Source organism: Burkholderia sp. E168m22 (genome assembly GCF_001319805.1).
GTDB lineage: Bacteria > Pseudomonadota > Gammaproteobacteria > Burkholderiales > Burkholderiaceae > Burkholderia > Burkholderia orbicola.
On record NZ_BBSK01000097.1, the window covers coordinates 13,636 to 36,894 of the forward strand.

Consider the following 23,259-nt stretch of genomic DNA (forward strand, 5'->3'; position numbering starts at 1 on the left):
CACCCATGCCTGCCCCTGCAACGACCGCGACCACCGCCACAACCCGCATCGACCATGACGATTGACCTGACTCGACCGCCGGGCGGCCCGACCGCGTCGCCCGCCGACGCGCCGGCGATGGTGTTGCTGGTCGACGACCAGACGATCGTCGCGGAAGCCGTGCGGCGCGCGCTCGTCGACGAGGAAGGCATCGACTTCCACTACTGCCCGCGCTCGGACGACGCGATGGCCACCGCGGTCGAGACGCGCCCGACCGTGATCCTGCAGGACCTCGTGATGCCGGGCACCGACGGGCTGAGCCTCGTGAAGGCGTACCGCGCGAATCCGGCGACGCGCGACGTGCCGATCATCGTGCTGTCGACGCAGGAAGAACCGGTGATCAAGAGCGCCGCGTTCGCGTCCGGCGCGAACGACTACCTGGTCAAGCTGCCCGATCGCATCGAACTCGTCGCGCGCATCCGCTACCACTCGCGCTCGTACCTGAACCTGCTGCAGCGCGACGAAGCCTATCGCGCGCTGCGGCAGTCGCAGCAGCAACTGCTCGAGGCCAATCTCGAGCTGCGGCGCCTCACGCACTCCGACGGCCTGACCGGGCTCTCGAACCGGCGCTATCTCGACGAATACCTGGCCGCCGAGTGGCGACGCGGCGCGCGCGAGCGCAGCGAGCTGTCGCTGCTGATGATCGACGTCGACAACTTCAAGCTCTACAACGACACGTACGGACACGTGTCGGGCGACAGCGTGCTCAAGCAGATCGCCTCGACGATCGAGCGCTGCCTCGGGCAATCGGGCGATTTCGCCGCGCGCTTCGGCGGCGAGGAATTCGCGGTCGTGATGCCGGCCTCGTCGCCGGGCGCCGCGCGGCTGCTCGGCGAGAAGATCCGGCTCGCGGTCGAGGCGCTGCGACTGCGGCACGCGCATTCGTCGACGGGCAACCACACCGTGACGATCAGCATCGGCGGCGCGAGCATCGTGCCCGCGCCCGGCCTGCCGACGACCGTCCTGATCGAGGCGGCCGACCGCGCGCTCTATCGCGCGAAGCACGAAGGCAAGAACCGGGTCGAGATCGATCCGTCGTCGACGCCGCCGCCGGGCGCCGGCGGATTCGGCGCGCACTAGCGGAACGCCGCCGAGCGCGCTTTCATGCGGCGCCGAGCCGGCGCGCGTAATCGCTCGCGTCCAGCGGCCGGCTGAACAGATAGCCCTGCTGCATGTCGCAGCCGATCTGCTGCAGAAACCACGACTGCGCCTGCGTCTCGACGCCTTCGGCCGTGACCTTCATCCCGAGCGAATGCGCCATCGCGACGACCGCCTGCGTGATCGCGACCGAGTCGTGATGATCGGGCACGCCCGACACGAACGAGCGGTCGACCTTCAGGTTGTGCAGCGGAAAGCGCTTCAGGTACGCGAGCGACGAATAGCCGGTGCCGAAATCGTCGACCGAGATCCGCACGTTCATGTCCGTGAGCGCTTCGAGCATCGGCAGCACGGTGTCCGTGTCGTTCATCAGCACGCCTTCGGTGATCTCCAGTTCGAGCGCCGACGGGTCGAGCCGCGTCTGCGCGAGACAGCGGCCGACCGATTCGACGAGCCCCTCGTGAAACTGCCGCGGCGACAGGTTGACGGCCAGCATCAGGTCCGGCGCGATCGTGCGGCGCCACTCGGCCGCCTGCCGGCACGCGGTTTCGAGCACCCACTGGCCGATCGCGACGATCAGCCCGGTATCTTCCGCGACCGGGATGAATTCCGCCGGCGACATCGGCCCGAGCTCGGGGCTCGTCCAGCGCAGCAGCGCCTCGGCGCCGACCGTGCGGCCGCTGCGCGCATCGACGACGGGTTGATACGCGAGCCGCAGCAGGTCCGACGCGAGCGCGCGCCGCAGCGACTGCTCGATCGCGAAGCGGCGCTGCAGCCGCAGGTTGAGCTGCGCGGTGAAGAACGTGAAGTGGTTGCGGCCGCGCTGCTTCGCGTCGTACATCGCCGAATCGGCGTTGCGCATCAGCGTCACGGCATCGTCGCCGTCGCGCGGCGCGACGCTGATGCCGATCGATACGCCGAGCCAGTACTCGTTGTTCGCGATCGCGAACGGCTTCGCGATCGCCTCGATCACCTCGCGTGCGAGCACCGACAGGCGATCGGGATCGTCGCAATCGTCGACGAGGATCACGAACTCGTCGCCACCGACGCGCGTGAGCGCGTAGCGGCCCTCCCCGCAGGCCGCGAGCCGCGCGGCGACGCTGCGCAGCAGCGCGTCGCCGGCGTCGTGGCCGGCCGTGTCGTTGACCTTCTTGAAGCCGACCAGATCGATGAACAGGATCGCGACGCGCGCCGGCCCGGCTGCCGCGTCGTGCGCGCAGAACAGCTCGCGCATGCGGTCGCCGAGCCAGCGGCGGTTGTAGAGGCCCGTCAGCGCGTCGCGGGTCGCCATGTAGCGCAACTGCTGCTGCGCTTCGCGCACGGGGCCGATGTCGTTGAACGACACGAGCACCGAGTCGGCCTGCGTCTCGCCCGGCCTCACGATCGGCACCGCGTTGCCGCGCACCCAGATGATGTCGCCATCCGCGAGACCGAAGCCGACCGTATAGTCGAGCATCGGCGTGGCCGTCTCGAGCGCGCGCCGGCTCGGCCAGTCGTGCGGGTCGATCGGCGTGCCGTCCTCGCGCAGCTTGCGCAGGATCACCGTCGACAGCCGGCGGCCGACGAGTTCGCCCTTCACGCGCATCATCCGGTTCGCGCTCGGATTGCTCGCGATCACGACGCCTTCGCGCGATATGACGAGGATGCCCTCGCTCAGGCTGTTGACGACGAGCCGGTGATGTTCCTCGCTGCGCGCGAGTTGTCGCGCGATCCGGTCCTGGTGCACCGCGAGGCCGACGCTGTTGCCGATATCGCGCAACAGCGCGGTTTCCTCGTCGCTCGGCCGGCACGGCCGGTGGTGATAGACGGCGAACGCGCCGAGCACGGCGCCCGCCTCGTCGAGGAACGGCACCGACCAGCACGCGCGCAAGCCCAGCGGCAACGCGATGGCGCGGTAGTCGGCCCACAATGGATCGGTTTCGATGTCTTCGACGGCGACCATCCGGCGCTCGTACATCGCCGTGCCGCACGAGCCGGCCGCGGGCCCGATCGTCGCGCCGTCGATCGCCGCGCTGTACTGCGCGGGCAACGACGGCGCCGCGCCGACGCGCACGTGCACGCCGTCCGTATCGAGCAGCAGGATCGTGCAGGACGCGCCGTCGCCGAGCAAAGCCTCGGCACGCCGGCAAACCTCGACCAACAGTTCCGGCAGCGGCGTGTTGCGCGTGATCAGCCTCAGTACGCTCTGCTCGGATGCGAGTACTTCCGCGGCGAGCCCGAGGCTGTAGCGAGAACTTTGCGGTTCGGTATTCAATATGAATCCTGCCGTCTGTCCGACCGGGTCTGATGCGCCCGATTCGTTATCGATATTTCGTGCCCTGTTCCGCCCCGGGTTTACGCCGATCCCCGGTGCGCCCCGTTTGCGCGCCGAGCCCAGGCGCACCGAAATGTATTTAACACCAATCCGCGACGATCGACATAGCTGCTTCCATCAGGGGATACGCGCGGTTGCCGCGCGGCATGCAGGCGGCGGCCGGTACGCCGACGGGCTGCTGCGCCGCACGAAGGCGCGGGGCGCCGCCCGTCAGTCCTTCCGGATGTGCTCGGCCAGGAAGTCGATCAGGAGGCGCACGCGCGGCAGCAACCCGCGCCGCGACGGAAACACCGCGTGCACCACGCCGCCCTTCGGCGCCCAGCCGGGCAGCACGTCGACCAGCGTGCCGTCGCGCAGGTCGTCCTCGACGACCATGCACGGCAATTGCACGATGCCGACGCCGTGAATCGCCGCATCGCGCAGCGCGTGCATGTCGTCGGTCACGAAGCGCGGGTGATGGCGCAACTGCGCATGCTCGCCGTTCGGCCCGACCAGTTGCCACACGTGATGCCGCGCCGGCCCCCAGTCGAGGCTCGGCACGCCGATCAGCTCCGCCGGGTCCGACGGCGCGGTGCGCCCGTCCAGCCACTGCGGCGCGGCCACCAGCCGCTGCGGGCTGTCGGCGAGCACACGCATCACGAGATCGCTGTCCTCCAGCGGCGGGAAGCGCACGCGCAGCGCCAGGTCGAACCCTTCGCTCAGCAGGTCGACGCGGCGATTCGTCGCTTCGAGGTGCACGTGCACCTGCGGATGAATCGCCATGAAACGGGCGACGAGTTCGCTCACGCGGAATTCCAGCAAGGCGGTCGGGCAACTCACGCGCACGATGCCGCGCGGCTCCGCGTGCCGGCGCTCGATCACCTCGCGCGCCGCGTCGGCTTCCACCAGCACGGCGAGACAGCGCTCGTAGAATTCGCGCCCGGTTTCCGTGACCGTGAAATGGCGCGTCGTGCGCTGCAGCAGCCGCACGTCGTACCGCGCTTCCAGCGCCGCGATGCGCCGGCTCAGCGTCGATTTCGGCACGTCCAGCGCGCGCCCGGCCTGCGTGAATCCGCCGTGTTCGACCACCTTCACGAAATAGTAGAGGTCGTTCAGGTCATCCATGATTGTTCCACTCATAGAACACTGACGGCATTTTAAGGGACTGGAACGGCGGTTGTTGCACGCATAGCATCCTGTTTCGACGTATCCCTTCACATTCCCGAACCCTCTCTGGAGGCAACCATGGCAAGCGAACCGATTCGCGACCCCGCGAACGACCACCTGCTCACCCCGCAGAACGCCGCGTTCATCGTCATCGATTACCAGCCGGTCCAGGTGAACTCCATCGCGTCGATGGATCGCCAGCTGCTGATCAACAACATCGTCGGCGCATCGAAGGCGGCGGTCGCGTACGACCTCCCGATCGTCCACTCGACCGTCAACGTGAAGACCGGGCTGAACAAGCCGCCGATCCCGCAACTGCGCGCGGCGCTCGAAGGCTATCCGACCTACGACCGCACGAGCATCAACTCGTGGGAAGACGTCGAGTTCCGCCAGGCCGTCGAGGCGACCGGCCGCAAGAAACTGATCATGACCGCGCTGTGGACCGAGGCATGCCTGACCTTCCCGGCGCTCGATGCGCTGAAGGCCGGCTACGAGGTGTACGTGGTCGTCGATGCGGTCGGCGGCACGTCGGTCGCCGCGCACGAAGCGGCGCTGCGCCGCATCGAGCAGGCCGGCGGCCAGATGATCAGCGTCGCGCAGCTGTTCTGCGAATTGCAGCGCGACTGGGCGCGCAGCGCCACCGTGCCGGCGTTCATCAACCTGTTCATCGAAACCGGCGGCACGGCCGGCATCCAGTTCTCGTACGACAAGAGCTGACTGGCGAGGACGCGCGCGGCGGCCGGCGCCGCGCGCCCTGCCCCCGCTCGCTGGCGCCGGCGTGACCGGCGCGCGAGCCACCTATCGCGGCCTCCCCGGCCGCGTTTTCGTATCCGTGATTCAATGTCGATCGAACCGGCGCCGCGCCATCCGGCGGCACGGCGATGTGAACCCTCATCGAACGACCTTCACTGGATCACCATGACGAACCCTGCCGAAATCAAGGCGCTCGTTTTCGATGTCTTCGGAACGATCGTCGACTGGAGAAGCGGTGTCGCGCGCGGCACCGCCGCGTTCCTGGATCGCCACGCGCCGACACTCGACCCGTTCGCGTTCGCCGATGCGTGGCGCGCCGAGTATTCGCCGTCGATGGAAGAAATCCGCAGCGGACGCCGCCGTTACGTGCGGCTCGACGTGCTGCATCGCGAGAACCTGGTGCGCACGCTCGACCGCTTCGGGATCGTCGACGTGCCGGAGGCCGACATCGACGCGCTCAATCTCGCGTGGCATCGGCTCGATCCGTGGCCGGATGCCGTCGCCGGGCTGCACCGGCTGAAGCAGCGCTACATCATCGCGCCGCTGTCCAACGGCAATATCCGGCTGATGGTCGACGTCGCGAAGCATGGCGGGCTGCCGTGGGACGCGATTCTCGGCGCCGAGGTCGCCCGCGCGTACAAGCCGTCGCCGGCGGTCTACACCGAAGCGGTCGAGATTCTCGGCCTCGCGCCGGCCGAGCTGTGCCTGGTGGCCGCGCACAACGGCGATCTTGGCGCCGCGCGCCGGCTCGGGCTGTCGACCGCGTTCGTGCTGCGGCCGACCGAGCACGGGCCCGGCCAGACGACCGACCTGCAAGCCGACGATGCGTGGGATTTCGACGTCAGGGACCTGAACGAATTGGCGGATCGGCTGGGCTGCCCGCGTTGAAGGCCTGCGGCGCGGCCGGCCCCCGCGCCGCGATCGCGAGGCGCGGTACAGGCATGCCGCGCCGCCGTTACTTCACGACCGCCCGCCATGCGGTTCGCGCGTAGACGAGCAGCAACGGCAGCAGCGCCAGCGCGAACAGCAGGCAGAGTGCCAGCACCCACACGGGCCACTGTTCCGGATTGCCTTGCGCCCAGTAGCGATACGGCACGCTGAGGAATGCAACTTCCATCAGCAGCGCGCCGAGCGGCACGAGCCCGTTCAGCACCGCCGCCACGCCGAAGCGGGCCGCGCCGTCGATCTTCTTCCCGGCACCGTACGCCGCGATCAGGTAGACGAAATACCCGATGATCGCGACCATCACCGTGCCGCCGGCCAGCAGCCCGATACTGCGCAGGCTGCGCTCGTGCCACTGATGGGCGCCCTGCGGCAACACGACATCGACCTTCTCGCCGATGTCGGGCACGGCGCCCGAGCGAATGTTGCCCGGTAGCGTGATACGTTCGCCATCCGGCATCACGGCTTCCAGGATCGACGTGTACTTGATGCACCGGTACGACGAGGTTCGTCCCGAGCTGTCGCGGCGCTCGCAGGTGTCCCACTCGGACTGGTAGGACACGACGGTCGCTTCGTATGTCGGCGACACCGCCAGTGCGTAGAGCTCGTCGCCGATCCAGTACGCGAACGGGAACGACAGCGACACCAGGCAAAAACACACGAGCCACCAGAACGCGACCGCGCCGCCGGCCCCACGCTTGCCGCCCGTCTGGCGGCGCACCATGCGCGACGCGAGCCAGTAAGCGACCACGCCGAATACCACCACGCACACCACGAAAACCTTGCCCGCATGCGTCAAAGCCATCTGCCCTCTCCCCGCTGGCCGGTCGAATCGCCGCCGGCCGTGTTGTCATCCAGATCAATCGTCGCGCACCGCCCGTCGACCGCTACTCCGGCTCGCCGACGAAGCGCAGCGTAGCCGATTCCCCCGACAGCAACGCGCGATTCGCGTCTGCCGCCGCGCGCAGGTAGTCCCACAGCGCGGTCACGCGCCGCAGCTTGCGCAGATCCTCGCGGCACGTCAGCCAGAAACACCGCGTGACGACCACGTCGTTCGGCAGCACGGGCACCAGCGCCGGCTGCGTGGCCGCCATGAAGCACGGCAGGATCGCCAGGCCGCCACCCTGCAGCGCCGCGAAAACCTGCGCGATCACGCTGGTCGTGCGCAAGCCCGCCGTCGCGCCGGGCACCGCGCGGTCCAGGTACAGCAGTTCGTTACTGAACGCGAGATCGTCGACGTAGCTGATGAACGCGTGCCGCGCGAGATCGTCGGTGCACGTGATCGGCGGGTGGGTCGCCAGATAGTCGTGCGTCGCATAGAGCCGCAACTGGTAGTCGCACAGCTTCGTGACCACGTAAGGCCCGCGCTCGGGCCGTTCGAGCGTGATCGCGAGATCGGCCTCGCGCTTGGGCAGGTTGACGAAATGCGGCACCGGCAGCAGGTCGACCGTCACGTGCGGATGCGCGGCGCGGAACCGCGCGAGCTGCGGGGCGAGGAAAAAGCAGCCGAACCCTTCGGTCGACCCGATCCGCACGTGGCCCGACAGCGCCTCGCCGGTGTTCGCGACCTGATCGCACGCGGATTGCACGGTCGTCTCCATCGCGTCCGCATACGCGACGAGCCGTTGCCCTTCGGCCGTCAGCGTGAAGCCGCCCGAGCGCGACTTGTCGAACAGCAGCGTGCCCATCGCGGCCTCGAGCGCGCGGATGCGCCGCGCGACGGTCGTGTAGTCGACCCCGAGCCGCTTCGCGGCGCCGCTCGCGCGCTGCGTGCGCGCGACTTCGAGGAAAAAGCGCAGGTCGTCCCAGTTCAGGTTGCCGGAAACCGGCTCGGTGGCATGTCGCATCGGCGAGGGAAAAAAGGCGGGCGTCTCCGGGCCGGCCGTCGATGTGCATAAATGCATATCCAACCGGTTTCTTTATCGGTACATCATGAATCTGCGCATAACTATACTCGACCGTGACCTGCGGACCATGAGCCGCGGGCAATAAAACCGGAGACACCATGCAGACCCGATCCACCCTCGATGAGCATGCGACCATCGCGACGCCGGCGCCCGAGCGCACCGCGAAGCACTACCTGCTGGCCGGCTGGGCCAGCATGGCCGGCACCACGATCGAGTGGTACGACTTCTTCCTGTACGGCACGGCCGCCGCGCTCGTGTTCAACCGCATCTTCTTCCCGTCGCTGGACCCGGTCGTCGGCACGCTCGCCGCGTTCGGCACGTTCGCGGTCGGCTTCATCGGGCGGCCGATGGGCGGCATCGTGTTCGGCCACTTCGGCGACCGCATCGGCCGCAAGTCGATGCTGATGATCACGCTGCTGCTGATGGGCGTGCCGAGCATGATCATCGGGCTGATCCCGTCGTACGACAGCATCGGCTACTGGGCCGCCGCGCTCCTGATCGCGATGCGCTTCCTGCAGGGCATGGCGGTGGGCGGCGAATGGGGCGGCGCGGTGCTGATGGCCGTCGAGCACGCGCCGAAGGGCCGCAAGGGGCTGTTCGGCAGCCTGCCGCAGACGGGCGTCGGGCTCGGCCTGATCCTGTCGTCGGTGGCGATGGCCGCGGTGGCCGCGCTGCCGGAAGCCGACATGCTGTCGTGGGGCTGGCGCGTGCCGTTCCTCGCGAGCATCGCGCTCGTCGGCCTCGGCTGGTTCATCCGCGCGAAGGTGCCGGAATCGCCCGACTTCGAGAAGATACAGCGCCAGGGCAAGGCCGAGAAATCGCCGGTGACGGCCGCGCTGCGCCGCCATCCGCGCGAGGTGCTGACGATCGTCGGCGCACGCGCCGCCGAGAACACCTGGTTCTACATGGTCGTCACGTTCGCGCTCGCTTACGCGACGCAGCAGCTGCACCTGCCGAAGGCCGAGATGCTGCACGCGATCACGGCCGGCGCGGCGCTGTCGCTCGTCACGATGCCGCTGTGCGGGCATCTGAGCGACCGCATCGGGCAGCGCCGGATGTTCGCGATCGGCCTCGTGCTGATGTGCGCGTTCGCCGCACCGTTCTTCATGATGCTCGGCACGCAGCAGACTTCGACCGCATGGTGGGCGATCGTGCTCGGCCTCGGCGTCGTGTTCCCGATCCTCTATGCGCCGGAATCGCTGCTGTTCGCGCAGCAGTTCCCGGCGGAAATCCGCTACAGCGGCATCTCGCTGTCGGTGCAGCTGGCCGGCGTGATCGGCGGCGGTTTCGCGCCGATGATCGCGACGTCGCTGCTCAAGGCCGGCGGCGGCCAGCCGCACTACGTGATCGCGTACCTCGTCGGCTTCGGCGTGTTCGCCCTCGTGTGTACCGCATTGATGCGCCCGGCGCGCGCCTGAGCACGCCGGCCGGCATTCGCTCTTCAGTTCGTCCTGTCGCCCGCCGCGCCTGCGCGCGTGGCGGACGCAGGGCCCCTTTCGTCATCGCACATCGTTTCCCCGGAGAGTTCCATGAACGCCGCAGTTCCCCAGACCACCCTCGCCCTGCCCACCGCCAAGCTGCTGATCGACGGCACGTTCGTCGAATCGCACAGCACCGAGTGGGGCGACATCGTCAACCCCGCGACGCAGGAAGTTATCGGCCGCGTGCCGTATGCGACGCTCGACGAGGTCGATGCCGCGATCGCGTCCGCGCAGCGCGCATTCCAGACCTGGAAGACGACGCCGATCGGCGCGCGGCTGCGCATCATGCTGAAGTTCCAGGATCTCGTGCGCCGCAATCTCGAACGGATCGCGCACACGCTGACGGCCGAGCAAGGCAAGACGCTGCCGGACGCGCAGGGCGACATCTTCCGCGGCCTCGAAGTGGTCGAGCACGCGTGCTCGATCGGCACGCTGCAGCAAGGCGAATTCGCGGAGAACGTCGCGGGCGGCGTCGATACCTACACGCTGCGCCAGCCGATCGGCGTGTGCGCCGGCATCACGCCGTTCAATTTCCCCGGGATGATTCCGCTGTGGATGTTCCCGATGGCGATCGTGTGCGGCAACACGTTCGTGCTGAAGCCGTCCGAGCAGGACCCGCTGTCGACGATGCAGCTCGTCGAGCTCGCGCTCGAGGCCGGTGTGCCGCCAGGCGTGCTGAACGTCGTGCACGGCGGCAAGACGGTGGTCGACCGCCTGTGCACGCACCCGGACATCAAGGCGATCTCGTTCGTCGGCTCGACGCGCGTCGGCACGCACGTGTACAACCTCGGCAGCCAGCACGGCAAGCGCGTGCAGTCGATGATGGGCGCGAAGAACCACGCGGTCGTGCTGCCCGATGCGCACCGCGAGCAGTCGATCAACGCGCTGGTCGGCGCGGGCTTCGGCGCGGCCGGCCAGCGCTGCATGGCGACCTCCGTCGTCGTGCTGGTCGGCAAGGCGCGCGACTGGCTGCCCGATCTCGTCGACAAGGCGAAAGCGCTGAAGGTGAACGCGGGCGCCGAAGCCGGCACCGACGTCGGCCCGGTCGTGTCGAAGGCGGCGAAGGCACGCATCCTGTCGCTGATCGACGCCGGCGTGAAGGAAGGCGCGACACTGCTGCTCGACGGCCGCGACGTGAAGGTGCCCGGCTACGAGCACGGCAACTTCGTCGGCCCGACGATCTTCTCGGGCGTGACGGCCGACATGTCGATCTACACGGAAGAAATTTTCGGGCCGGTGGTGGTCGTGATGGAAGCCGACACGCTCGACGACGCGATCGCGCTCGTCAACCGCAACCCGATGGGCAACGGCGTGGGCCTGTTCACGCAGAGCGGCGCGGCGGCGCGCAAGTTCCAGAGCGAGATCGACGTCGGCCAGGTCGGCATCAACATCCCGATCCCGGTGCCGGTGCCCTACTTCAGCTTCACCGGTTCGCGCGGCTCGAAGCTCGGCGATCTCGGCCCGTACGGCAAGCAGGTCGTGCAGTTCTACACGCAGACCAAGACGGTCACCGCGCGCTGGTTCGACGACGACGCGACGGCCGGCGGCGTGAACACGACGATCGCGCTGCGTTGAGCGAGGGCCCGCACATGGAAATCGCCTTCATCGGACTCGGCAACATGGGTGGCCCGATGGCCGCCAACCTGCTCAAGGCCGGCCACGCGCTGACGGTGTTCGACCTCGACGCGCATGCGGTCGACGCCGCGGTGCGCGCCGGCGCGGCGGCGGCGACGTCGCCGCGTGACGCCGCCGCGCGCGGCTCGTTGATCATCACGATGCTGCCGGCCGCGCAGCACGTGCGCGCCGTCTACCTCGGCGACGACGGCGTGCTGGCCGGCGCACGCGGCGGCGCGACGCTGATCGACTGCAGCACGATCGATCCGGGCACCGTGCGCGCGGTGGCCGACGCCGCCGCGCAGCGCGACTTCCCGCTCGCCGACGCGCCCGTGTCGGGTGGCACCGGCGGCGCGCAGGCCGGCACGCTGACCTTCATGGTCGGCGCCGATGGCGCGCTGTTCGAGCGCATCCGCCCGGTGCTGCTCGACATGGGCAAGAACGTCGTGCACTGCGGCGGCACCGGCACCGGGCAGATCGCGAAGATCTGCAACAACCTGCTGCTCGGCATCTCGATGATGGGCGTATCGGAAGCGATGGCGCTCGGCGCCGCGCTCGGCATCGATCCAACCGTGCTGGCCGGCATCATCAACACGTCGACCGGCCGCTGCTGGAGTTCGGACACGTACAACCCGTATCCGGGCGTGAGCGACACCGCGCCGGCCGCGCGCGGCTATGCGGGCGGCTTCGCGGCGAACCTGATGCTGAAGGATCTCGGTCTCGCGACCGAAGCCGCACGCAGCGCGCATCAGCCGGTCTGGATGGGCGCGCTCGCGCAGCAGTTGTATCAGTCGATGAGCCAGCAGGGGCTCGGCACGCTCGACTTCTCCGCGTGCGTGAAGCTGTACGAGGCGCAGCCGGCCTGATTCGCCCGGCCGACGCCGGACGTGCGTCGACCCGCGATGGGCCGGAACGGCATCGCGGGTCGGTTTGCAGGCGGGGGAAGAAAAACGCGGGCGGCGTCATCATGCCGCCGGTCGGTCAACCGCGCGGGTTCGACGCCGTCTCGAAGGTCGGATGACACTCGAACGCGAGTTCGGAGCGTGCGTCGACGCGGCGGCCGCCGGTCAGCGATTCCTGCTTCACGCTGGCGCGCATCCCGCGCTGCGTGCAGTAATTGGTGGCTTCGTTGACGGCCTTCTCGTGGGCGTCGGCCCACGTCGTCGACACGCCGACCGTGCGCGTCGTCACGGTGTACACGTTCGGGTTCGACGTCGCGGTCACGTCGGAAGCAGTCGAACACGCGGCGAGCAAGCATGCAGCAGCCGCAATGGTCAACCATCGCAGGGTTCGAAAAGAGACTGGAATGGACATGGAGGGCAGGCGCACGTCAGTCGACGTGCATTGAGCAACATAGGCGACAGTATGCCTGCTCGATCGCCGGAGATCATGCCCCTTTCGGTGAACACATTGTTTCGAATGGTTAAACGATGGCCGAATCTGGCAAGAATTACAGCCGTCGCCGGCCATCGTTTTCATCCGTCAGGTCATTTCGCCCGGCATGCCCGCCGGCGCGGCCGCTCACGCCGGCGCGACGGTCAATGTGCACCCGCCTGACGGATTCGCGCGGATGCTTCCGCGAGGTTGCGCCACGCCGGCTGCCCCGGTGCGTAGCGTGCGCGAATGTAGGCGGCAAGCTCGGCCATCTGCCGATCGTCGAAGGCATCGCCGAAGCCCGGCATGTAGCCGAGCCGGTCGGTGGCCGGCTGGTCGATCCCGTGGTGCAGCACGCGCAGCAGATTGTCCGGCGTCGACTGGCTCACGCTCGTGTTGAGTCCCATCAGCGGCCGCACGCCGAAATGTCCGACGCCGCCCGATTCCGCATGACACACCGCGCACGCCGCGTCGAACGCGCGGCGGCCGTTCTCGAGGCCGAGCGTCGCGATGGTTTCCGCGCCGCGTGCCTGGCGGTCGGCCGCAACCGCGGCGATTGCCGCATCGACGGGCGGCGACAGCGACGCCAGATAATGCGCGATCGCCCGCACGTCGGATTCGGGCAGCGCCGCGAGCCCCGCGACGACCGGCGCCATCGGCCCGGCCGCGACGCCGTGCTGTGCCGAGAACCCGGTACGCAGATAGTCGAACAGCGCGCCTTCGGTCCACGGCACGGGCGAAGCCGGCGACGCGACGAGCGGCGGCGCGACCCAGCCTTCCGCTTCGCCGCCCGACAGGTACGCGAGGCCGCCCTTCTCCGCACCGAGCGCGTTGCGCGGCGTGTGGCAGGCGCCACAGTGCCCGGCGCCGTCGACCAGATACTTGCCGCGATTCCACATCGCCGAGCGCGCCGGGTCCGGCGCAAACGGCCGCGCGTCGTGAAACAGCCAGTTCCAGCCGGCCACCAGACGCCGCTGATCGAGCGGAAACGGCAGATTCGTCCGCGGCGGCACGTGCTTCACCGGCGGCTGCGACATCAGGTACGCATAGAGCGCGAGCAGGTCGGGCTCGCTCAGCTTCGCGAATGCGGTGTACGGGAACGCCGGGTACAGGTGTGAGCCGTCGCGCGAGATGCCTTCGCGCATCGCACGGGCGAACGCCGGATACGACCAGTTGCCGATGCCGGTTTCCGGATCGGGCGTGAGGTTCGTCGTGTAGATCGTGCCGAACGGCGTATCGAGCGCGAGCCCGCCCGCATTGGTCGCGCCGCCGGGCGCCGTGTGGCACACCGCGCAATCGCCGGCGAGCGCGACGAGGCGGCCGCGTTCGAGCATGGCCGCGCTCCACATCGCGCCGTCCGCGCCACCGGGCGCAACAGGCCCGAGCGGTGCGATCGGCGCCGGGCCCGGCAGGATCGCGCACGCCAGCCCGATCAGCCCGCCGACCACGCCGCCCGCGCCGCCGCCGGCCAGCCAGCGGCGCCAGCGCGATGCGCGGCGCGGGGCCGCGTGCGGCCTGTCGGTGGCATCGGCCGGCACCGGTTGCGCGAGCGCGGCGCGAATGTGCGCCGCATCGAACGGCGGCGCGCGAAAACGCACGCCCGTCGCGTCGTACAGCGCGTTGGCGATGGCAGCCGCGGCCGGCGCGGCCGCCTGCTCGACTCGCCGCGCATCGTATCCGGACAGGTCGCCATGCGCGCGATGCGCGGCGGCGTCGAAGGCAACCAGCTCGTGTGCGATCGCGTCGGGCCGCGCATCGGCATCGGTCTCGTCGTGCGCGGGCCGCGCGGACAACCGTGCGCCCATTACGCGGGAAATCGCGGCCTCGATCTGCCATGCGGGCAGGCCGGCCAGCGACGCGTCGCCCGGCTCGCCGCTGCCTTGCCCGGCCACGACGCGCCGCACCGAGACGTCGCCGGTCGCACGGTCGACCTCGAGATCCACGACCCACGCGGACCAGTGCGGATCGCCGTGACGGTCGGCATCGTCGCCGGATGCGGATGCGACTGCGCGCGCATCGACCGGCTCGCCATCGAAGGCGAAGCCGCGACCGCTGACACGCGACGCCGCGTTCGCCCGCGACGCAACCGGCACGCCCCAGGCGGCGCGTTCGGTGACCATCCGGATCGTTTCGCGCGGCCCTGCGTCCCGCGCGGCATCCAGATGTTGCAACCGCAACGCGACCGGGTCGCGCCGCAACGCTCCCGCGAGTTCGTCGACGAAGGATTCGCGGGCAAAGACGTGCGCGTGACCGGGAATCGCGCCATCGGCATCGGCCAGCTCGATCGACGTCTGCGCGTGCCGGTAGACGAACGGCGATGCGGCGCCGGAATCAGCGCGTGCCGCGGCTCCGCGAGCATCGTTCGTGGCTGAGCCGACCGCCTGCGCGCGATAGCGCCACGTGGTCATCCTGCCGTCGGGCGCGGTCCGCGTTTCGATATCGAACGATGCAGGCGTGCGCGCATCGCCGATCGGCCAGGCGTAGCGTGCGCGGTGCGGCGGCGCGGCGGCGGCGGCCGCGTCATCGTGCGGCGCGGGTTCCGCCACACACGCCGGCGCCATCGGCGGACCTGCGTCAGGCTTCATCGCCGCCTCGCAGATAGCGTGCGGCGCGATGCACCGCGCGGATGATCTCCAGATGCGTGCCGCAACGGCACAGGTTGAAACGCAACGCGTCCCGGATCGCCGCATCGTCGGGCGCGGGGTGGCGGTCGAGCAGCGCCTTCGTGCTCATGATCATGCCGTTCAGGCAGTAACCGCATTGCGCGGCCTGCTCGTCGATGAACGCGCGCTGGATCGCATGCGGCGCGTCGCACGACCCGAGCCCTTCCAGCGTCGTGACGTCGCGCCCGTGCGCGGCGGCGGCCGGCACGACGCACGAACGCGTGGCCTGCCCGTCGACGAGCACCGTGCACGCGCCGCACTGCCCGAGCCCGCAGCCGTACTTCGGGCCGTTGAGCGCGCAGTCGTTGCGCAGGACCAGCAGCAGCGGCGCGTCGGGCGCGGCGTCGGCGAAGGTGTGCGGCGTGCCGTTCACGCGAAACGCCAGCGGCCGCGACGGAGAAGCGGGATGGGACATGAAGGGATCCGGAATACGGCGGGCGGGCCGGCGTCGGCCGGCGCGGGCACGGGCCGCCGGCTGGCGCCTGCCGGCGCGCCTGACATATAACACGCCGAAATGCGCGTTGCCGCGCATCGATTCCCGCGCCGGCGCAGCGGCTGCAAAGCGGATGCAAAGCGCCGGCCGGCGCGGGCGCCGCGCGTCAGGCCACGGCCGCCACACTGCTGCGCGACGGCGCTTCGAGCGGCACGTCGAACACGTCGTAACCGAATACCCACGACGGGTCCTCGTTGGTGCGCAGCCACGTGTTGTTGTGCGACACGAGCTGCACCTTCGACGCGCGTGCCGCGCGGTTCGCCTCGTACAGCGCGAACGCGCCCGCGTAATCGCCTACGCCGACTTCGTCGAGACAGCGCGCGAGCATCGCGGCATCCTCGATCGCCATCGCGGCGCCCTGCGCCATGTGCGGCTTCATCGGATGGCACGCGTCGCCGAGTAGCACGAGCCGGCCGCGGCTCCACAACGGCAGCGGATCGCGTTCGAGCAGCGGCCATTTGGTGATCGACGGCGACACGTCGATCAGATGCTGGATGTCAGCGTGGAAACCGGCGAACGCTTCGCGCATCTCGTCGCGGCTGCTGTCGACCATCGACACGCCCTCGGGCCATTCGGCCTGCGGCACGCCCGTCACGTAGTAGTACTCGTCGCGCTTCTCGGTCACGTAGTAGACCATCATGTGGCGATCCTCCGACCACCACTTCACGCACATGTCGTACGGCTTGTTGCCGAGCAGCGCGGCCGGGAACACCGCGCGGTGCGCGACATAACCGGTGTAGCGCGGCGGTTCCGCACCGAGCAGGTGCTCGCGCAGCCGCGAATTCACGCCGTCCGCGCCGATCGCGATGTCGGCCGTCTCGATGCTGCCGTCGGTAAATGTGAGGCGCACATCGCTGCCCGTGTCCTCCACCGCCGCGAGCTTCTTGCCGAAGCGGATCGTGCCGGGCGTCACCGCCTGCGTCATCAGCGCATGGAAATCGCCGCGATGCACGGTCAGGTAGCTCGCGCCGTAGGCCTTGCGCGCGTAGTCGCCGAGCGGAATCCGCGACAGCACGTCGGCCGTGCGCCAGTCGCGGCTGTACCAGAAATCCGGATGCGAACCCATCGTTTCCAGCGCGTCCTCGCAGCCGATGCGCCGCATGATCTTCATCACGTTCGGGCCGAGATGGATGCCCGCGCCGAGACGCGAGAACGCGGGCGCCTGCTCGTACAGCGCGACGTCGTAACCGCCGCGCTGCAGCAGCGCGGCAGCGGCCGTGCCGCCGAGACCGGCGCCGATGATTGCGATACGGGGTTTGCTCATGCGGATCTCCTGATCGTGGGCCCATTGCCGAACGCGGCGCCAGGGCGGGCGGATTGAATGGCGTTTATTTAGCGTACACACTCAATTTATTCAGGACAAGCAGATTATTGATCGATGCCGACGTCTCCGGGAAAGCACCAATAAATCTCCCGAAATCCATACACACAAACAATCTACCCATGGCAGACGTAATTTTGATCCATTGCCATTTTCAAATGTACACACTAGACTTTGCCCAACATCCGGCGATCCCGCGCCAGCGTGCCGCCCCCTCCTTACCGACACGGAGCCTCCCGTCATGAGCAAGACCTACCGCATCGGCCAGATCGTGCCGAGTTCCAACACGACGATGGAGACCGAGATCCCGGCGATGCTGCGGCTGCGCGAAGCGATCCGGCCCGAGCGCTTCACGTATCACTCGAGCCGGATGCGGATGAAGAAGGTCGTCAAGGAAGAACTCGCGGCGATGGACGCCGAATCCGACCGCTGCGCGGTGGAACTGAGCGATGCACGCGTCGACGTGCTCGGCTACGCGTGCCTCGTCGCGATCATGGCGATGGGTCACGGTTATCACCGCGTGTCGCAGGCGCGCCTCACGAAGCACACGGCCGACAACGGTGCGCAGGCGCCGGTGCTGACGAGCGCGGGTGCGCTCGTCGACGCGCTGAAGGTGATCGGCGCGAAGCGCATCGTCGTCGTCGCGCCGTACATGCTGCCGCTCACCGAGCTGGTGGTCGACTACATCCGCAACGAAGGCTTCGACGTGCTCGCGTACCGCGCGCTGGAGATCCCCGACAACCTCGACGTGGGCCGCCACGATCCGGCGCGCCTGCCCGACATCGTGAAGACGCTGCCGTACCAGGACGCCGATGCGATCGTGCTGTCCGCATGCGTGCAGATGCCGTCGCTGCCGGCCGTCGCGAAGGTCGAGGCGATGACGGGCAAGCCGGTGATCACCGCGGCGATCGCGACCACCTACGCGATGCTGCGCGAGCTCGATCTCGAACCGGTCGTGCCGGGCGCCGGCGCGCTGCTGTCCGGCGCGTACTGAGCGCCACCGCTACTTCGGAGCCATCCCATGTCCTCGACTTTCCTGTACGGCGCGAACGTCCGCGCCAACGGCATCCGCCAGCACTATCTGCGCTACGGCGGCGCGACCGGCGCACGCGCGGCGCGCCCGGCGATCGTGCTGATTCCCGGCATCACGAGCCCCGCGATCACGTGGGGCTTCGTCGGCGAAGTATTCGGCGCGGCGTTCGACACCTACGTGCTCGACGTGCGCGGCCGCGGGCTGTCGGACGCGTCGCCGTCGCTCGACTACGGCCTCGATGCGCAGGCAGACGACGTCGCGGCGCTCGTCGCCGCGCTCGATTTGCCGCGCACGAGCCTCGTCGGCCATTCGATGGGCGCGCGCATCGCCGCGCGCGCGGCCCGTCGCGGCATCCGCGGGCTCGCGTCGGTCGTGCTGGTCGATCCGCCCGTGTCGGGCCCGAACCGCCGCGACTATCCGGGCAAGCTGCCGTGGTACATCGACTCGATGGCGCTCGCGCGCGCCGGCACCGATGCCGAAGGCATGCGCGCGTTCTGCCCGACCTGGACCGATGCCGAGCTGCAGTTGCGCGCCGAATGGCTGCATACCTGCGACGAACGCGCGGTGCGCGCATCGTACGAAGGCTTCCACACCGACGATTTCCACGCGGATGCCGCGCAACTGGCCGTGCCGTCGCTGCTGATCACGGCCGAGCGCGGCGACGTGGTGCGCGACGACGACGTCGCCGAGCTGCAGCGCGCGACGCCGACGATGCAGCACGTGCGCGTGCCCGACGCCGGCCACATGATCCCGTGGGACAACGCGGCGGGTTTCTACGCGGCGTTCGGCGACTTCCTCGGCGCGCCGCTCGCGGCCTGAGCGCGGCGCCCGCCCTTTCCTTCACGCCTTTACCGGAGCCGACGATGCCAGTCAGCGATACCCAACTGATCGACGCGTGGAAGCAGGTCCTCACGCTGTCGCGCCTCGAGCCGGGCCAGACCGTCACGATCCTGACGAGCGCGGCCACCCATCCGCAGACGCTGTCGTGCGCGCTGATCGCGACGCAATCGCTGGGTGCGATCGTCAACCGGCTCGACCTGCCGCCCGTCAACGGCGACAAGGCGTTCAGCCGCGACCCGCTCGCCTACCTCGGCACGACGCCGCTGACCGGCAACAAGGCCGCGATCGCCGCGCTGCGCGAGAGCGACCTCGTGCTCGACCTGATGACGCTGCTGTTCTCGCCCGAACAGCACGACATCCTGAAGTCCGGCACGAAGATCCTGCTCGCGGTCGAACCGCCCGAAGTGCTGGTACGAATGGTGCCGACCCTGGCCGACCGCACGCGCGTGCTCGCCGCGGCGAAGAAAATCGCCGCGGCCCGCGAGATGCGCGTGAGTTCGGCGGCCGGCACCGCGCTCGTGTGCCCGCTCGGTGAGTTTCCGCCGACCGCCGAATACGGCTTCGTCGACGCACCGGGCCGCTGGGACCACTGGCCGAGCGGCTTCGCGCTGACCTATCCGAACGATCGCACCGCGCGCGGCACGATCGTGATCGACCGCGGCGACATTCTGCTGCCGCAGAAGCACTACGTGCGCGAGCCGATCGCGCTGACCGTCGAAGGCGGCTATGCGACGCGTATCGAAGGCGGCGTCGACGCCGACCTGCTGCGCGACTACATGGAAACGTTCGCCGACCCCGAAGGCTATGCGATCTCGCATATCGGCTGGGGGCTGCAGCCGCGCGCGCGCTGGTCGACGCTCGGGCTGTACGACCGCGAGGCGACGATCGGAATGGACGCGCGCGCGTTCGAGGGCAACTTCCTGTTCTCGCTAGGCCCGAACAACGAAGGCGGCGGCAGCCGCACGACCACCTGTCATATCGACATCCCGCTGCGCCGCTGCACGGTCGAGCTCGACGGCGAGACCGTCGTGCGCGAAGGCCGCGTGACCGATCAACCCGCCTGACCGACGAGCCCCCGACACCATGAACGATCTTTCCCGTCACGCCGAAGCGAACGTGTATCGCCAGCAGGGTTTCGGCACGCCGCTTCCGCCGCACGGCAACATTGGACTGCTGATCGTCGATTTCGTGGTCGGCTTCGCCGATCCCGCGACGTTCGGCGGCGGCAACATCGCGCCGGCGATCGCGCGCACGACGAAGGCGCTCGCGCTCGCCCGCGAACGCGGCTGGCCGGTCGCGCACAGCCGCATCGTGTATGCGGACGACGGCAGCGACGACAACGTGTTTTCGCTGAAGGTGCCCGGCATGGCGACGCTGACCGAGCATCATCCGAACAGCGCGATCGTGCCCGAGCTCACGCCGGCGCCGGGCGAACTCGTCGTGCGCAAGACCGTGCCGTCCGCGTTCTTCGGCACGCAGCTCGCGCCGTGGCTCGCGCAGCGCGCGGTGCAGACGCTGCTCGTCGCGGGCGCCGTGACGAGCGGCTGCGTGCGCGCGAGCGTCGTCGACGCGATGTCGCACGGGTTTCGCCCGCTCGTGCTCGCCGATTGCGTCGGCGATCGCGCGATCGCGCCGCACGACGCGAACCTGTTCGACATGCAGCAGAAATATGCGGCCGTGATGCCGCTCGACGATGCGATCGCGGCAATCGATGCCGTGCAGGCACGCTGAACTGCCACGGCGCGCGGGTGGCTCCGGCGGTTCGGGCGGTTCGGGCGGCGTGAGCGGTGGCTACGCCCGCACCCGCGCGCCATTGACGCTGCGGTTTTGGCGACCTAGATTGACCGCATGCGCCGCCGCGCCGCGGCTTGCCGCCGTCTCGCGTGCGCCGCGCGCTGCCCGCACGCCGCCTTCGTCGTGGCCGGGCACCGGCCGCGCCTTCCTCGACAGGATCTCTCCCCCGTGAACCGCTCCGAACTGCTCGCGCACACCGGCTGCCTGACCGTGATCCGGTCACCGGCCCCGCCCGTGAAGCCGGCGCCCGGCCAGCCGGGCAGCCTGTCGTCGTACGTGCCCACGCTGCCCGAAGTGTTCGTCGCGATTCTCGACGACGGCCGCATCCTCGCGTTCAACGGACACGTCGATCTCGGCACCGGCATTCGCACGTCGCTCGCGCAGATCGTCGCCGAGGAACTCGACGTGCCGGCCGCGCGCGTGACAATGGTGCTCGGCGACACGGCCGCGACGCCGAACCAGGGGCCGACCATCGCCAGCGCGACGATCCAGATTTCCGCGACGCCGCTGCGCTGCGCGGCCGCGCAGGCCCGTCACGCGCTGCTGGCGCTCGCCGCCGAGCGGTTCGGCGTCGATGTCGAGCGGCTGAACATCGACGATGGATCGATTTCAGCCGATGGACAGGCGGTCACGTTCGCCGCGCTCGTCGCCGCACGGCGGATCGCGCTGACGCTCGACCTGAACACCCGCACGAAAGACCCCGCGCACTACCGGATCGTCGGCCGCGCGTCGCCGCGCGTCGACCTGCCCGCGAAGGCGACCGGCCAGCTCACGTTCGTGCACGACATGCGCGTGCCGGGCATGCTGCACGGCCGCGTCGTCCGGCCGCCGTATGCGGGCCACGACAGCGGCCCGTTCGTCGGCACGTCGCTGGTGGACGTCGATCGCGCATCGGTAGCCGACGTGCCGGGGCTCGTGGCCGTCGTCGCGCTCGGCGATTTCGTCGGGGTGGTCGCCGAGCGCGAGGAGCACGCGATCCGCGCCGCGCGCCAGTTGCGCGTGACGTGGCGGCCGCTTCCCGCGCTGCCGCCGCTCGACGCGCCGGCCGCCGCGATCGCCGCCGCGCCGGCCACCCGCCGCGTGCTGCTCGACGAAGGCGATGTCGACGCCGCGCGAACGGAACCGGACACGCTCACGGTATCGCGCACCTATGCATGGCCGTTCCAGATGCACGGCTCGATCGGTCCGTCGTGCGCGCTCGCCGACTACCGCGCGCCCGGTGACGGGCGGATCACCGTGTGGTCCGGCACGCAGAACCCCGTGTCGCTGCGCTACGACCTCGCGACGCTCGTCGCGCGCGATGAGGCCGATATCGACGTCGTGCGGATGGAAGCGGCCGGCTGCTACGGCCGCAACGGTGCGGACGACGTGTGCGGCGATGCGCTGCTGCTGTCGCGCGCGGTCGGCCGCCCGGTGCGAGTGCAGTTGTCGCGCGCGGACGAACATCTGTGGGAACCGAAAGGCGCGGGCCAGTCGATGCAGGTGACGGGCACCGTCACGCGCGACGGCCGCCTGCTCGGCTACGACTTCACGACGCGCTATCCGTCGAACGACGCGCCGCTGCTCGCGGCGCTGCTGACCGGCGCGATCGCGCCCGCGCCGCGCGTGTTCGAAATGGGCGACCGCACGGCCGTGTCGCCGTATGCCAGCCCGCATCGTCGCTTCGTCTGCGAGGATCTCGCGCCGCTCGTGCGGGCGTCGTGGCTGCGCGGCGTGTCGGCGTTGCCGAACTCGTTCGCGCACGATGCGTTCGTCGACGAATGCGCGGCGCTGACCGGCGTCGATCCGCTCGCGTTCCGCATTCGCCATCTGCAGGACACGCGTGCGATCGAATTGCTGCAGGCGGTGGCCGAGCGCGCAGGGTGGACGCCACGCGTGCCGCGCCCGCCCGACGAACGCGACGAAGCACGGCTCGTGCGCGGCCGCGGGATCGCGTATGCGCGCTACGTGCACAGCCGCTTCCCCGGTTTCGGCGCGGCGTGGTCGGCCTGGATCGTCGACCTGAGCGTCGATCGCGTGTCGGGCGAGGTCCGCATCGAGCGCGTGACGGTCGGACAGGACACGGGCACGATGATCAACCCGGATGGCGTGCGCCACCAGATCCACGGCAACGTGATCCAGGTATTGAGCCGCACGCTGAAGGAGCGCGTGCGGTTCGCGGACGGCAAGGTCGCGTCGCGCGAATGGGCGAGTTACCCGATCCTGACGTTCGCGGAAGTGCCGGACGTCGACGTCGTATTGATGCCGAGGCAAGGCGAACCGCCGCTCGGGGCGGGCGAATCGGCATCGGTGCCAGGCCCGGCCGCAGTTGCGAATGCGCTGTTCGATGCCACCGGCGTACGGTTCTACGCGCCGCCCTTTACGCCGGAAACCGTGCGCGCCCGGCTACACGAGGCCGGCCGGCTGATGCGCGCCGACGCGGCAGCGCCCGTCACGACGTAGATGGG

General features: G+C 69.4%; 19 protein-coding genes. 11 read left to right on the forward strand and 8 right to left on the reverse strand.

All coding sequences use genetic code 11. From position 1 onward, the window contains the following. Positions 1-54: 54 nt before the first annotated feature. A complete protein-coding gene (locus AP428_RS21910; protein WP_027808944.1) occupies positions 55-1,119 on the forward strand; it encodes a diguanylate cyclase in 1,065 nt (354 codons plus the stop codon). A 22-nt stretch (positions 1,120-1,141) separates the two neighbouring features. Here the strand turns inward: AP428_RS21910 and AP428_RS21915 are convergent, their stop codons facing one another. Together AP428_RS21915 and AP428_RS21920 are read right to left on the reverse strand one after the other, a co-directional pair. After that, positions 1,142-3,391, reverse strand: a complete 2,250-nt coding sequence (locus AP428_RS21915) for a bifunctional diguanylate cyclase/phosphodiesterase (RefSeq protein WP_011548009.1) — start codon at positions 3,389-3,391, stop codon at positions 1,142-1,144. A 270-nt stretch (positions 3,392-3,661) separates the two neighbouring features. Further along, on the reverse strand, positions 3,662-4,555 hold the full coding sequence (locus AP428_RS21920; RefSeq protein ID WP_027808942.1) for a LysR substrate-binding domain-containing protein: 894 nt from the start codon (positions 4,553-4,555) through the stop codon (positions 3,662-3,664). A 120-nt stretch (positions 4,556-4,675) separates the two neighbouring features. On the opposite strand from AP428_RS21920, the gene AP428_RS21925 reads away from it, so the two are divergent. Together AP428_RS21925 and AP428_RS21930 are read left to right on the forward strand one after the other, a co-directional pair. Beyond that, positions 4,676-5,314 carry a hydrolase gene (locus tag AP428_RS21925; RefSeq protein ID WP_011548011.1) on the forward strand — a complete coding sequence of 213 codons (639 nt, stop codon included), beginning with the start codon at positions 4,676-4,678 and terminating at the stop codon, positions 5,312-5,314. A gap of 201 nt (positions 5,315-5,515) precedes the next feature. Continuing rightward, a complete protein-coding gene (locus AP428_RS21930) occupies positions 5,516-6,238 on the forward strand; it encodes a haloacid dehalogenase type II (RefSeq protein ID WP_041489403.1) in 723 nt (240 codons plus the stop codon). A 67-nt stretch (positions 6,239-6,305) separates the two neighbouring features. On the opposite strand, the gene AP428_RS21935 is transcribed toward AP428_RS21930, so the two are convergent. Both AP428_RS21935 and AP428_RS21940 read right to left on the reverse strand, forming a co-directional pair. Next, positions 6,306-7,097: a hypothetical protein gene (locus tag AP428_RS21935; RefSeq protein ID WP_011548013.1), complete on the reverse strand. Its 792-nt coding sequence runs from the start codon at positions 7,095-7,097 to the stop codon at positions 6,306-6,308. A gap of 82 nt (positions 7,098-7,179) precedes the next feature. Next, positions 7,180-8,139: a LysR family transcriptional regulator gene (locus AP428_RS21940; protein ID WP_011548014.1), complete on the reverse strand. Its 960-nt coding sequence runs from the start codon at positions 8,137-8,139 to the stop codon at positions 7,180-7,182. A gap of 158 nt (positions 8,140-8,297) precedes the next feature. On the opposite strand from AP428_RS21940, the gene AP428_RS21945 reads away from it, so the two are divergent. From AP428_RS21945 to mmsB, 3 genes are all read left to right on the forward strand, one after another. Further along, positions 8,298-9,617 (forward strand): MFS transporter, encoded by a 1,320-nt coding sequence (locus tag AP428_RS21945; RefSeq protein ID WP_011548015.1) that lies wholly within the window; start codon positions 8,298-8,300, stop codon positions 9,615-9,617. Between the two features lie 111 nt (positions 9,618-9,728). Continuing rightward, positions 9,729-11,255, forward strand: a complete 1,527-nt coding sequence (locus AP428_RS21950; RefSeq protein WP_011548016.1) for a CoA-acylating methylmalonate-semialdehyde dehydrogenase — start codon at positions 9,729-9,731, stop codon at positions 11,253-11,255. A gap of 14 nt (positions 11,256-11,269) precedes the next feature. Next, positions 11,270-12,160 (forward strand): 3-hydroxyisobutyrate dehydrogenase, encoded by an 891-nt coding sequence (gene mmsB / locus AP428_RS21955; protein WP_011694697.1) that lies wholly within the window; start codon positions 11,270-11,272, stop codon positions 12,158-12,160. 115 nt (positions 12,161-12,275) lie between these two features. Here mmsB and AP428_RS21960 read toward each other — a convergent pair whose 3' ends face one another. The 4 genes from AP428_RS21960 to AP428_RS21975 all read right to left on the reverse strand — a co-directional run bounded on the left by AP428_RS21960 (position 12,276) and on the right by AP428_RS21975 (position 17,088). Then, a complete protein-coding gene (locus tag AP428_RS21960) occupies positions 12,276-12,608 on the reverse strand; it encodes a hypothetical protein (RefSeq protein WP_011548018.1) in 333 nt (110 codons plus the stop codon). Positions 12,609-12,832: 224 nt separating this feature from the next. Then, a complete protein-coding gene (locus tag AP428_RS21965) occupies positions 12,833-15,253 on the reverse strand; it encodes a c-type cytochrome (protein ID WP_011548019.1) in 2,421 nt (806 codons plus the stop codon). Next, positions 15,243-15,746: a (2Fe-2S)-binding protein gene (locus AP428_RS21970; protein ID WP_011548020.1), complete on the reverse strand. Its 504-nt coding sequence runs from the start codon at positions 15,744-15,746 to the stop codon at positions 15,243-15,245. The genes AP428_RS21965 and AP428_RS21970 overlap by 11 nt, the downstream gene beginning before the upstream one ends. 184 nt (positions 15,747-15,930) lie before the next feature. Then, a complete protein-coding gene (locus AP428_RS21975; RefSeq protein WP_011548021.1) occupies positions 15,931-17,088 on the reverse strand; it encodes an FAD-dependent monooxygenase in 1,158 nt (385 codons plus the stop codon). Positions 17,089-17,386: 298 nt separating this feature from the next. On the opposite strand from AP428_RS21975, the gene AP428_RS21980 reads away from it, so the two are divergent. The 5 genes from AP428_RS21980 (at position 17,387) to AP428_RS22000 (ending at position 23,254) form a co-directional block, all read left to right on the forward strand. Beyond that, positions 17,387-18,139, forward strand: coding sequence for an Asp/Glu racemase (locus AP428_RS21980; protein ID WP_006483547.1), 753 nt, complete (start codon positions 17,387-17,389; stop codon positions 18,137-18,139). 27 nt (positions 18,140-18,166) lie between these two features. Next, positions 18,167-18,997 carry an alpha/beta fold hydrolase gene (locus AP428_RS21985; protein ID WP_011548022.1) on the forward strand — a complete coding sequence of 277 codons (831 nt, stop codon included), beginning with the start codon at positions 18,167-18,169 and terminating at the stop codon, positions 18,995-18,997. 44 nt (positions 18,998-19,041) lie between these two features. Beyond that, a complete protein-coding gene (locus AP428_RS21990; protein WP_011694696.1) occupies positions 19,042-20,082 on the forward strand; it encodes a hypothetical protein in 1,041 nt (346 codons plus the stop codon). A gap of 19 nt (positions 20,083-20,101) precedes the next feature. Beyond that, on the forward strand, positions 20,102-20,749 hold the full coding sequence (locus AP428_RS21995) for an isochorismatase family protein (protein ID WP_011548024.1): 648 nt from the start codon (positions 20,102-20,104) through the stop codon (positions 20,747-20,749). A gap of 231 nt (positions 20,750-20,980) precedes the next feature. Then, entirely contained in the window at positions 20,981-23,254 is a 2,274-nt protein-coding gene (locus AP428_RS22000; RefSeq protein ID WP_041489404.1) for a xanthine dehydrogenase family protein molybdopterin-binding subunit, read from the forward strand. Positions 23,255-23,259 lie beyond the last annotated feature (5 nt).